We start from the raw sequence: 11,496 nt of genomic DNA, 5'->3' as shown, positions 1-11,496 counted from the left end.
CCCCCCCCCCCCCCCCCCCCCCCCCCCCCCCCCCCCCCCCCCCCCCCCCCCCCCCCCCCCCCCCCCCCCCCCCCCCCCCCCCCCCCCCCCCGGTGCGGTCTCGGGGGGCCTGGCCCGCCTGCTCGCCTCCCTGGCCGCCTCCCGGGCGGTGCTCGCCGACGCCGTGGCGACGGCCACGGGCTCGGCCGCCGGACCGGTCGGGCTGCCGGTCGCGCCGGCCACCGCCCCACCGCCCGCCACCGGGCCGGCCGACGAGTCCGCCACCGGCGCCCTGCAGGCGGCGCTGGCCGGCGAGCACGCCGCCGTCTTCGGCTTCGGCCTCGTCGTCGGGCGCCTGGCCGAGCCGCGGCGCGGCGAGGCCGCCGCGGACCTCGCCGCCCACCGCGTCGCCCGCGACGACCTCGTCGACCGGATCACCGCGGCCGGCGCCACGCCCGTCCGCTCCGCCCCCGGCTACGACGTCGACGCCCCCACCGCCGAGGCGGCGCTGGCGCTGGCGGCCTCGGTGCAGGAGCGGCTGACGACGCTGTACGCCGCCGTGGCCGCCGGGCCCACCGCCGACCGCGCGCTGGGCGCCGCCGCCGCGGTGACCGCGGCGCGGGCCGCGCGGCGGTGGGGTTCGACGGTCGCGGCCTTCCCGGGCCTGCCCGGCCTCGCCGAGGACGGCTCCCCCGCGCCCGCCCCCACCCCCTGACCCCGCGGGCGGGGCGCCCTGGGAGACTGCCCGGGCGATGAGCACCACACCCGACACCCCCGAGCCGGCCGGACCGCCGCTGCGCGTCATGACGTGGAACGTCTGGTGGCGCTTCGGGGACTGGCGGGCCCGCCGCGAGGCGATCCTGGCGGTGCTGCGCGAGCAGGCCCCCGACGTCGTCGGGTTGCAGGAGGTCTGGGCCGACGCCGAGGACAACCTCGCGCACCAGCTCGCCGCCGAGCTGGGCATGCACGTCGCGTGGTCGCCCTCCCCCGCGCCCGAGCGCTGGCGGCGGCGGCTGCTGCACCACGGCGAGGACCCCGCGCTGGTGGACTCCCTGCAGTTCGGCAACGCCGTCCTGAGCCGCTGGCCGCTGCTGTCCACCGAGGTCCTCGACCTGCCCGGCGGCGGGCACGAGGACGAGGGCCGGACGGCGCTGCAGGTGCTCGTCGACGCGCCGCGGCGGCCCCTGCCGTTCACGACGACCCACCTGAACTCCTCCCCCGCCGAGTCCGCCGTGCGGGTCGCCCAGGTCCGCGAGCTGGTGCCGTTCGTCGCGCGCGGCCGGCGGCGCGGGGACCACTACCCGCCCGTCCTGACCGGGGACTTCAACGCCGTCGCCGAGTCCGACGAGCTGCGGCTGTGCCACGGCTACCTGACCGCCGGGCCGGCCGAGGGCTTCGTGCTCGTCGACTCCTGGCGCTTCGCCGACCCGGCGGACCCCGGCTTCACCTGGGACCGGCGCAACCCCTTCGTGGCGCGCATCCACCAGCCCAGCGCCCGCATCGACCACGTCCTGGTCGGCCTGGCGCCGTTCACCGGCGAGGGGTCGGTGCGCGACGTCCGGCGCGTCGCGGTCGACCCGGTCGACGGGGTGTGGGCCAGCGACCACGCCGCCGTCGTGGTGGACCTCGAGCCCTAGGCCCGCCCCCGCCGCTTCACCGCGTACATCGCCGCGTCGGCGCGGCGCAGCACCCCGGCCGCGTCGCACCCCGGCGCACCGAGCGGGGCGACCCCGATGCTGACGCCCACGCCGACGACCACCGCGTCCTCCAGGGTCACCGGGCGGCGCAGCGCGGCCTCCAGCCTCCCGGCCAGGTCCTCGGCCTGCGCGGGGGTGGCCCGCGGGACGAGGACGGCGAACTCGTCGCCGCCCAGCCGGGCCGGCAGGGCGCCGGCCGGGACCCCCTGCCGCAGGCGGCGGGCCACCTCGCGCAGCAGCTCGTCCCCCACGTGGTGGCCGAAGCCGTCGTTGACGGCCTTGAAGCCGTCGAGGTCCAGCAGGAGCAGGGCGCCGCACCGCGCGGGCAGCGCCTGCTCGACCTCGCGCTGCAGCCGCCGGCGGTTCGCCAGGCCGGTGAGCGGGTCGTGGTCGGCCCGGTGCCGCAGCTCCTCCAGGTGCGCCCGCTCGGCCTGGCGCAGGCGGGCGCTGTCCACGACGAGGGTCCCCTGCATCGCCAGCTGCTGCGCCACCCGCCGTTCGCGCTCGGTCCAGACCCGGGCACGGCTGACGTCGCCGCAGACGACCATCCCCACCGTGCCGGCCGAGGACAGCAGCGGGATCGCCGCGTAGGAGCGCAGCCGCATGGTGTCGATGAACCCGCCGGGCCGGCCGGGGTCGGCGCGGGTGTCGTCGGCCAGCACCGGCCCGCCCTCGCGCTGGGTCCGCCGCCACACCGGGGAGTCCGACGCGCGGGTGCCCACGAGCAGGCCCCGAAGCACCCGGGTGACCTCGGCGGGCACGCCCACGCCGAGGACGTCGTGGACGTGGCCCTCGCCGTCGGTCAGGTGCACCGCGACCCGCTCGGCCGCCATGGCCTCGGCGGTGACCCGGGCCAGCACCTCCCCCGCGGCCCGCACGCTCGCCGCCCGGGTGCCCTCCTCGAACAGCCGCCGGACCGCCTGCGCGGCGGCCGCGTCGAGGTCGCGCTCGCGGCGGTTCGCCGACGCCTTGACGACCACCGCGACCACGTGGGCCACGGTGCGGACGGCGTCGGCGCAGAGCTCACCGGGCCGCACCCCCGACAGGGTCAGCCGGCCCAGGTCCTCCCCGAACAGCCGCAGCGGCAGCACCAGCCCGTCGCCGTCCACGCCGTCCACGCCGTCCGGCGGCTCGACGCGGGCCGCGACGGGGCCCGCGCAGACCGGCGACACCAGCGCCGCCACCCGGGCGAGCACCGCCTCGAGCCCGACCCGCTCGCCCGACACGACGTCGAGGAGCTCCCGCACGAGGCGGGTCCCGGGGTCGGCCGGCGCCGGGACCGGCGCGGGGGCAGCGTTCACGCTGCTGGGTATCGGCCGGCCAGGGCGGCGGCTGGACCGGTCGGGGACCGGGAACCGGTCACACCGCCCGGGCTGCGCCCCGCCCGCGCAGCCACCACCATCGGGGCATGAACGGCGACGCGCTGCCCACCACCGGTACCCGCACCGGTGCCCGCGACACGACGCGGCAGGCGGTGGTGGTGGCCAGCGCGGTCCTCGGGATCGCGGGAGCGGCCGTGGGGTCGGGGGCGTTCGGCGGGACGCCCGTCGCCGCGGCCGCCGGGGGCGCCCTGGCCGCCGACGCCACGCTCGTCGCCCCCGCCGGGCCGGCGTTCGCGATCTGGTCGGTGGTCTACACCGGCCTGGTCGGGCTGGCCGCGTGGCAGGCGCTGCCGGCGCACCGGGAGGACGCCCGCCAGCGCGCGACGGGCTGGTGGACGGCGGCCTCGCTGCTGCTCAACGCCGTCTGGATCGGCACCGTGCAGGCCGGCGGCGTGTGGCTGTCCGTCGCCGTCATCGCCGTGCTGCTCGTCGTCCTGGTCCGCACGTTCGCGCTGCTGCTGGAGCGGCGCCCGGCCTCGCGCGTCGAGGCGGTGCTCGTCGACGGCACGATCGGGCTCTACCTGGGCTGGGTGTCCATCGCGACCGTCGCCAACGCCGCGGCGGCGTTGCGCGCCGGCGGGGTCACCGCGGCCGAGCCCGCCTGGGCCGTCGGCGTGCTCGGGGTCGCGGCGGCGGTCGGGGTGTTCACGGCCGTCCGCTCCCGCGGCCGGCTGGCCTTCGGCGCGGGGCTGGCCTGGGGCCTGGGCTGGGTGTCCGCGGCGCGCGCGGGCGCCGAGGCGAACCCGTCGACGACGGTGGCCGTCGCCGCGGGGGTCGCGGCCACGGTGGTCGCGGGGGCCACCGTGACCGCGCGGGTCCTCAGCCGCGGACGGCGCCGAGCACGCGGCTGACGGCGTCCTGCACCGGCACCTGCTCGGACGCGCCGCTGCGGCGGTCCTTCAGCTCGACGGTGCCCTCGGCCAGGCCCTTGCCGACGACGAGGATCGTCGGGACGCCCACGAGCTCGGCGTCCTTGAACTTCACCCCGGGCGAGACCTTGGGGCGGTCGTCGTAGAGGACCTCCACGCCTTGGGCGACGAGCTCACCGGCGAGGCGCTCGGCGGTCTCGAAGACCGCGGCGTCCTTGCCGGTGGCGACGACGTGGACGTCGGCGGGCGCGAGCTCGCGCGGCCACACCAGGCCCTTGTCGTCGTGGTTGCCCTCGGCCACGCAGGCCAGGGCGCGGGTGACGCCCACGCCGTAGGAGCCCATCGTGACCACGACCTGCTTGCCGTTCTCGTCCAGCACCTTCAGGTCCAGGGCCTGCGCGAAGCGGCGGCCCAGGGCGAAGATGTGGGCGATCTCGATGCCGCGGGCCAGCTCCAGCGGACCGGAGCCGTCGGGGGCGGGGTCACCGGCCTTGACCTCGGCGGCCTCGACGAACCCGTCGGGGGTGAAGTCGCGCCCGGCGACGAGGTCGAAGACGTGCTTGCCCTCGGCGTCGGCGCCGGTGACCCACGCGGTGCCGTCGACGACGCGGGGGTCGACGAGGTAGCGGATGCCGCTGGCGCCCTCCGTCCCCAGGACGCCGGGACCGATGTAGCCCTTCACCAGGGCCGGGTGCTTCGCGAAGTCGGCGGCCTCGAAGGCCTCGACCTCGGCCGGGGACACCGCGGCCTCCAGGCGCTTGGGGTCGACCTCGCGGTCGCCGGGCACGCCGACGGCCAGCGGCTCGCGGGTGCCGTCGGGGTGGCGCAGCACGACGAGGACGTTCTTCAGGGTGTCCGCCGCGGTCCACGGGCGGTCCGCGCGGGGGTGCTTCTCGTTGGAGACCGCGACGAGGGTCTCGATCGTCGGGGTGCCGGGGGTGTCCTCGACGTGCGCGGCGGGCAGCCCGTCGAAGGGGATCGGCGCGGGCGCCAGCGTCGTGACGGCCTCGGCGTTGGCGGCGTACCCGCCGGGGGAACGGACGAAGGTGTCCTCCCCGATGGGCGTGGGGTGCAGGAACTCCTCGCTGCGCGAGCCGCCCATCGCCCCCGACACGGCCGAGACGATGACGAACTCCAGGCCCAGCCGCTCGAAGATGCGGACGTAGGCCTGCCGGTGCAGCTCGTAGGACTTCTCCAGCCCCGCGTCGTCGACGTCGAAGCTGTAGGAGTCCTTCATGGTGAACTCGCGGCCGCGGATGATGCCCGCGCGCGGACGGGCCTCGTCGCGGTACTTCGTCTGGATCTGGTAGATCGACAGCGGCAGGTCCTTGTACGAGGAGTACAGGTCCTTGACCAGGAGCGTGAACATCTCCTCGTGGGTGGGCGCGAGCAGGTAGTCGGCGCCCTTGCGGTCCTTCAGCTTGAAGATGCCGTCGCCGTAGTCGCTCCAGCGGTTCGTCGCCTCGTAGGGCTCGCGGGGCAGCAGCGCCGGGAAGTGGACCTCCTGCGCGCCCGCGGCGTCCATCTCCTCGCGCACGACCTGCTCGACCTTGCGCAGCACCTTCAGCCCCAGCGGCAGCCACGTGTAGATCCCCGGCGCGGCGCGGCGGATGTAGCCCGCGCGCACGAGGAGCTTGTGGCTGTCGACCTCGGCTTCGACCGGGTCCTCCCGCAGGGTCCGCAGGAACAGGGTCGACATCCGCATCAGCACCGGGCCAGGGTACCGGCGCCCCCTCACCGGATCCGGTACGTCTCCACCCGCCGCAGCGGCAGGTAGTCCACGACCTCCCGGGCGCGGTGCAGGTCCTGCGCGTCGACGTCGACGACGAGCAGCGCGTCGGCGTCGGCGCCGGCGGCGGCCAGCACCCGCCCGTCCGGCCCGACGACGAGGGACCCGCCGCTGAAGGTCTGCCCGTCGGGGGCCGGGCCGTGGTGGTTGGCGTAGGCGAGCGCCACGCGGTTCTCGTAGGCGCGCGCGGGCAGCAGGACCCGGGCGACGCTCGCGTCGCAGATCGCGGTGGGCACCACGACGACGTCGGCCCCGGCCAGGGCCAGGCCGCGCACGGTCTCGGGGAACTCGACGTCGAAGCAGACGAGGACGCCGACGCGCAGCCCGGCGACGTCGACGAGCAGCGGGGTGCCGTCGCCGGGGCGGAAGGCGGCGCGCTCGGCGTCGCCGTAGAGGTGGGTCTTGACGTAGCGCCCCCGCACGGTGCCGTCGCGGTCGACGACGACGGCGGTGATGGCCCCCTCGTGCGGCTCGCTGACGACGAGCGCGACGCCGTGGCGCCGGGCGAGGTCGGCGACGCGGGGCAGCACCGCCGGGTCGGCGTGCACCCGGCCGGGGTCGTAGCCGGTGGTGAACAGCTCGGGGGTCAGGAGCAGGTCGGCCCCGGCGCGGGCGGCCCCGGCGGCCGCCCGCTCCAGGACGGCGAGGTTGCCCGCCACGTCGGCGGTCGCGGCCCGCTGCGCGACGGCGAGCCTCACCGCGCCCGCTCCGTCCCGGCTCCGGCGGGCCGTTCCAGCCGGGAGCGGTGGCGGCCGTGGGCGAGGTAGACGGCCACGCCCACCAGGGTCCAGGCGCCGAAGGCGATCCAGGTGCCGGTGCCGAGGTTGAGGGCCAGGAGCACGCACATCGCGGCCCCCAGCAGCGGGGTGAACGGGAACAGCGGGACGCGGAAGGTGCGCGGGAGGTCCGGGCGGGCGCGGCGCAGGACGACGACGGAGACGTTGACGAGGGCGAAGGCGGCCAGCGAGCCGATGCTGGTGGCGTCGGCGAGCGCGCCGAGGGGGACGAGGGCGGCGAGCACGGCGACGGCGCCGCCGACGATCACGGTGTTCAGCACGGGCACGCCGCGGCGGTCCAGGCGGCCGAAGACGGCCGGGGCGAGGCCGTCGCGGGCCATGCTGAACAGGATGCGGGTCTGCCCGTAGAGGACGGTCAGCACGACGCTGGCGATGGAGACGAGCGCCCCCAGGGAGAACAGCACGCCCACCCAGGTCTGCCCGGTGACCTCGCGCAGGATGTCGACGAGGGCGACCTCGACCCCGTCGAACCAGGTCCACTCCCGCGCCCCGACGGCGGCCAGGGCCACCAGGCAGTAGATGGCGGTGATGACGACCAGGGACAGGACGATGGCGCGCGGCAGGTCCCGGCGGGGGTCGCGCGCCTCCTCCCCGGCGGTGCTGGCGGCGTCGAAGCCGATGTAGGAGAAGAAGAGCCGGGACGCGGCCGCGGTGGCCCCGGCGACGCCCAGCGGCGCGAAGGGGGTGAGGTTGCCGGCGCGGAAGGCGGTGAGGGCGACGGCGCAGAACAGCGCGAGCACGACGAGCTTGACCACGACCATGGCGGCGTTGACGGCGGCGCTCTCCTGGGCCCCGCGCACCAGCAGCAGCGCGGCACCGGCCACGACGAGCGCGGCGGGCAGGTTGAGGACCCCGCCGGAGCCGGGGGGCTGGACGGTCCAGGCGGGCAGGAGCAGGCCGGTGACGGCGTGCACGACGTCGGCGACGTACTGACCCCAGCCGACGGCGACGGCGGCCACGGAGACGCCGTACTCCAGCAGCAGGCACCACCCGCACAGCCACCCGGCGAACTCCCCGACGGTGGCGTAGACGTAGGAGTAGCTGGACCCGGCGACGGGCACGGCCCCGGCCATCTCGGCGTACGACAGCGCCGAGAGCAGGGCGGTGACGCCGGCCAGGACGAAGCTGACGACGACGGCGGGGCCGGCCAGCGGCACGGACTCCCCGAGCACGACGAAGATGCCGGTGCCCAGGCTGGCGCCGATGCTCAGGGCGGTCAGCTGCCACAGGCCCAGGGAGCGGCGCATCCTGGCGCCCCCGGTCCCCCCGGTGCCGTGCCCGGCCTCGGTGACGATCTGGTCGACGGGCTTGGTGCGCAGCATCTGGGCGCGCAGGCCCTGCGGCGGGGTGGTGCGGTCCACGGGACTCCTTCGTCCGGGTCGGTCCGGGTCGGTCGGGGCGGTCCGGTTCGTTCGTCTAGGCGCCGCGGCGCGGCGGGTCGGACAGGGCGGGGCTGACGACCCACAGCACCCGGGCGGGGCCGTCGCCGGCGGCGCGGAAGCTGTGGGGGCGGGCGGGGTCGAAGGTGAACGCGTCCCCGGGCCCGAGCACGACGACCTCGGCGGGGTCGGCGGGGTCGGCGCCGGGGACGAAGCGCAGCTCGACCTCGCCGGCGAGGACGAGGGCGAACTCGACGTCGGCGTCCAGGGCGTAGGGCTCGGCCCCCGACCCCCCGCCGGGGGTGAGCTCGCTGACGATGACGGCCACGCGCCGTTCGCCGGCGGGGGTGAGCAGGGACTCGCGCAGCCCGTGCCCGCCGAAGGTGATGGGCGGGTAGTGCCCGGCGCGGACGACCTCCCCGGCCGGGGCCGGGGCGAAGAGGCTGCCGACGGCCAGGTCGAGGGTGGCGCACAGGCGCACCAGGGCGGCGACGGAGGCGGTGGCCCGGTCGCGCTCGAGGCGGGACAGGAAGCCCTTGGTCAGCCCGCTGGCCTGGGCGACCTCGGCGACCGTGCGGCGCTGGGCGAGGCGGGCGGCGCGCAGCCGGGCCCCGATGTGCGCCGCACCCCCCGGGTCGCCCGGACCCGGTCCCGTCTCCCGCACCACGCCTCCCGTCCCGCGCGGCCGGTGCCGCGCCGCCGCAGTCTGGCACTGCGGGGGCGTTCTGAAAACCCCTCGACCCCATCGGTAAACAAGGGTTGACCGGTGTGGCGGCGACGCGCCACTGTGGAGGCATGCCGTCCCCCAGCACCCCTCCGCCGCAGGGTCCGGTCGACGCCACCCGCGTCCCCCGCTACGGCGGCCCCACCACCTTCGCGCGCCTGCCGCGCCTGGACGAGGTCTCGCGCGCCGACGTCGCCGTCGTGGGCCTGCCCTTCGACTCCGGCGTCAGCTACCGGCCCGGGGCCCGCTTCGGCCCCGGGCACATCCGAGCCTCCTCCAAGCTGCTGCGCCCCTACAACCCCGCCCTGCGCGTCTCCCCCTTCGCCGCCCAGCAGGTCGCCGACGCCGGCGACCTGGGCCTGAACCCCTTCGACATCGGCGAGGCGCTGCGCGAGACCGAGACGGCGCTGACGCGCCTGACCGAGGACGGCGCCACCGTCATGGCCCTCGGCGGGGACCACACCCTGGCCCTGCCCGCGCTGCGCGCCCTGGCCAAGCAGCACGGCAGGCTCGCCGTCCTGCACTTCGATGCCCACCTGGACACCTGGGACACCTACTTCGGCGCCCCGTACACCCACGGCACGCTCTTCCGCCGCGCCTCCGAGGAGGGTCTGCTGGACCTGGAGCGCTGCCTGCACGTCGGCACCCGCGGCCCGCTCTACGACGCGCAGGACCTCGAGGACGACGCCGTCCTCGGCTTCCAGGTCGTGCGCGCCGACGACTACGAGACCGACGGCGTGGCGCGCGCGGTGGACCGGGTGCGCCGCCGCCTGGGCGACGGGCCCGTGTACGTCTCGGTCGACATCGACGTCCTCGACCCCGCCGCCGCCCCCGGCACCGGCACCCCCGAGGCGGGGGGCCTGACCAGCCGGGAACTGCTGGGCACCCTGCGCGGGCTGACCGGGCTGAACGTCGTCGGCGCCGACGTCGTCGAGGTCGCCCCCGCCTACGACCACGCCGAGATCACCGGCATCGCCGCCGCGCACGTCACGTACGAGCTGCTGTCGGTGCTCGCCGCCACCCGGACCGGGAGCTGAGATGACCCTGCCCACGGGGACGACCACCGAGGACGAGCTGCCCGGTGCCCCCACCGCCGAACCCGGCCCGCCGCTGACGATGCTGGTGCCGGACTTCCCCTTCCCCTACGACGACTACCTGGCCCATCCCGCCGGCCTGGGCTCGGTGCCCGCCGACCGGCACGGCACCGAGGTCGCCGTGATCGGGGCCGGCGTGTCCGGCCTGGTCGCCGCGCACGAGCTCATGAAGCTGGGGCTGCGCCCGGTGGTCTACGAGGCCGGCGAGATCGGCGGCCGGCTGCGCTCGGCGGCCTTCCCCGGGGTCCCCGGCGCCGTCGCCGACCTCGGCGGCATGCGGTTCCCCGCCTCCGGCCGCGCGTTCTTCCACTACGTCGACCAGCTCGGCCTGCGCACCAGCCCGTTCCCGAACCCGCTGGCCCCGCAGACCCCCAGCACCGTCATCGAGCTGCGCAACCGCGCCCACTACGCCGAGACCGCCGCCGACCTCCCCGCCGAGTTCGCCGAGGTCGCCGCCGCGTGGCGCCGGGCCCTGGTCGAGGGCGCGGAGCTGGAGGCGATGCAGGACGCCATCCGCCGCCGCGACCTGCCCGCGATCAAGGAGATCTGGAACCGCACCGTCCCCCGCCTGGACGAGGAGACGTTCTACGGGTTCGTCGCGAAGTCGCCCGCGTTCGCGGCGCTGCCGTACGCCTACCGCGAGACCTTCGGCCAGGTCGGCTTCGGCACCGGCGGCTGGGACACCGACTTCCCCAACTCCGTGCTGGAGATCCTGCGGGTCGTCCACACCGACGCCGACGACCAGCACCACCGCATCACCGGCGGGGCCCAGAGCGTCCCGCTGGGCCTGTGGGAGCACGCACCCGCCACCCTGGCCCACTGGCCGGCCGGAACCAGCCTGCGGTCCCTGCATGGCGGCTCCCCGCGACCGGCCGTGACCCGCGTGCGCCGCGGCGAGGACGGGGACCTGCACGTCCTGGACCGCTGGGGCACCGAGCGCTCCTACGAGGCCGTCGTCGTCACCTGCCAGTCCTGGCTGCTGTCGGCGGGCATCGACACGCAGGAGTCGCTGTTCAGCCACGACCTGTGGATGGCGATGGAGCGCTCGCACTACATGCAGTCCTCCAAGACGTTCGTGCTCGTGGACCGCCCGTTCTGGCGCGACGTCGACCCCGCCACCGGCCGGCACGTCATGAGCACCACCCTCACCGACCGCATGACCCGCGGCACCTACCTCCTCGACGGCGGCGAGGGGCTGCACGACCCCGCCGCGGCCGACTCCCCCGCCGTCATCTGCCTCAGCTACACCTGGAACGACGACGCGCTGAAGTGGCTGGCGCTGGACACCGACGAGCGGGTGCGGCTCATGCTGCACAACCTCAGGCAGATCTACCCCGACGTCGACATCGCCTCGCACGTCCTGGGTGAGCCCATCACCGTGTCCTGGGAGCGCGAACCGCACTTCATGGGCGCGTTCCGGGGCAACCTGCCCGGTCACTACCGCTACCAGCAGCGGCTGTTCTCCCACTTCGTCCAGGACGACCTGCCCGCCCACCAGCGCGGCATCTTCCTGGCCGGGGACGACATCTCCTTCACCCCCGGCTGGGCCGAGGGCGCGGTCACCACGGGGCTGAACGCGGTGTGGGGCGTGGTGCACCAGCTCGGCGGGGCCAGCGCCCCCGGCAACCCCGGGCCCGGCGACCGGTTCGAGGAGCTGCAGCCGCTGCGGCTGCCCTGAGCGTCCCCGCGCAGGGGCCCGGCCCGCGGGGCCCGCCCCGGGGCCCCGCCCCCCCGCGGGGGGGGCGGTGTATATCTCGTGGTTTGCGCCGGCTGACCGGGACGGGCG

10 protein-coding genes are annotated in these 11,496 nt (G+C 76.6%); 5 read left to right on the top strand and 5 right to left on the bottom strand.

Going from position 1 to position 11,496, the window contains the following annotated elements:
• The first annotated feature begins 148 nt into the window (after positions 1–148).
• Together ACRYM6_RS22670 and ACRYM6_RS22665 are read left to right on the top strand one after the other, a co-directional pair.
• The gene (locus tag ACRYM6_RS22670; RefSeq protein ID WP_432545153.1) at positions 149–694 is read left to right on the top strand and encodes a DUF4439 domain-containing protein; all 546 of its coding nucleotides are present in this window, start codon (positions 149–151) and stop codon (positions 692–694) included.
• 37 nt (positions 695–731) lie between these two features.
• A complete protein-coding gene (locus ACRYM6_RS22665) occupies positions 732–1,616 on the top strand; it encodes an endonuclease/exonuclease/phosphatase family protein (RefSeq protein ID WP_432545152.1) in 885 nt (294 codons plus the stop codon).
• Here ACRYM6_RS22665 and ACRYM6_RS22660 read toward each other — a convergent pair.
• Entirely contained in the window at positions 1,613–2,977 is a 1,365-nt protein-coding gene (locus ACRYM6_RS22660) for a diguanylate cyclase domain-containing protein (protein WP_432545151.1), read from the bottom strand. The two genes, ACRYM6_RS22665 and ACRYM6_RS22660, sit on opposite strands and share 4 nt — an antisense overlap.
• Positions 2,978–3,084: 107 nt before the next feature.
• Here ACRYM6_RS22660 and ACRYM6_RS22655 point away from each other — a divergent pair, with 107 nt between their 5' ends.
• Entirely contained in the window at positions 3,085–3,909 is an 825-nt protein-coding gene (locus tag ACRYM6_RS22655; protein WP_432545150.1) for a tryptophan-rich sensory protein, read from the top strand.
• Here the strand turns inward: ACRYM6_RS22655 and ACRYM6_RS22650 are convergent.
• The 4 genes from ACRYM6_RS22650 to ACRYM6_RS22635 form a co-directional block, all read right to left on the bottom strand.
• Positions 3,878–5,638, bottom strand: a complete 1,761-nt coding sequence (locus ACRYM6_RS22650) for a proline--tRNA ligase (protein ID WP_432545149.1) — start codon at positions 5,636–5,638, stop codon at positions 3,878–3,880. The genes ACRYM6_RS22655 and ACRYM6_RS22650 overlap by 32 nt on opposite strands.
• A gap of 23 nt (positions 5,639–5,661) precedes the next feature.
• The gene (locus ACRYM6_RS22645) at positions 5,662–6,414 is read right to left on the bottom strand and encodes a nitrilase-related carbon-nitrogen hydrolase (RefSeq protein WP_432545148.1); all 753 of its coding nucleotides are present in this window, start codon (positions 6,412–6,414) and stop codon (positions 5,662–5,664) included.
• Positions 6,411–7,835, bottom strand: coding sequence for an amino acid permease (locus tag ACRYM6_RS22640; protein WP_432545154.1), 1,425 nt, complete (start codon positions 7,833–7,835; stop codon positions 6,411–6,413). The genes ACRYM6_RS22645 and ACRYM6_RS22640 overlap by 4 nt, the downstream gene beginning before the upstream one ends.
• Before the next feature lie 94 nt (positions 7,836–7,929).
• Positions 7,930–8,556 carry a helix-turn-helix domain-containing protein gene (locus ACRYM6_RS22635; protein ID WP_432545147.1) on the bottom strand — a complete coding sequence of 209 codons (627 nt, stop codon included), beginning with the start codon at positions 8,554–8,556 and terminating at the stop codon, positions 7,930–7,932.
• A 131-nt stretch (positions 8,557–8,687) separates the two neighbouring features.
• Here ACRYM6_RS22635 and speB point away from each other — a divergent pair, with 131 nt between their 5' ends.
• Both speB and ACRYM6_RS22625 read left to right on the top strand, forming a co-directional pair.
• Complete coding sequence (gene speB, locus ACRYM6_RS22630; RefSeq protein ID WP_432545146.1) at positions 8,688–9,653, top strand: agmatinase; 966 nt, start codon at positions 8,688–8,690, stop codon at positions 9,651–9,653.
• Position 9,654: 1 nt separating this feature from the next.
• The gene (locus tag ACRYM6_RS22625; RefSeq protein WP_432545145.1) at positions 9,655–11,388 is read left to right on the top strand and encodes a flavin monoamine oxidase family protein; all 1,734 of its coding nucleotides are present in this window, start codon (positions 9,655–9,657) and stop codon (positions 11,386–11,388) included.
• Positions 11,389–11,496 lie beyond the last annotated feature (108 nt).

The sequence above is a fragment of the Kineococcus rugosus genome (assembly GCF_050871975.1).
Taxonomy (GTDB): Bacteria; Actinomycetota; Actinomycetes; order Actinomycetales; family Kineococcaceae; genus Kineococcus.
Note: the sequence above shows the minus strand (reverse complement) of the source record. Positions and strands in the feature narration are given on the sequence as shown.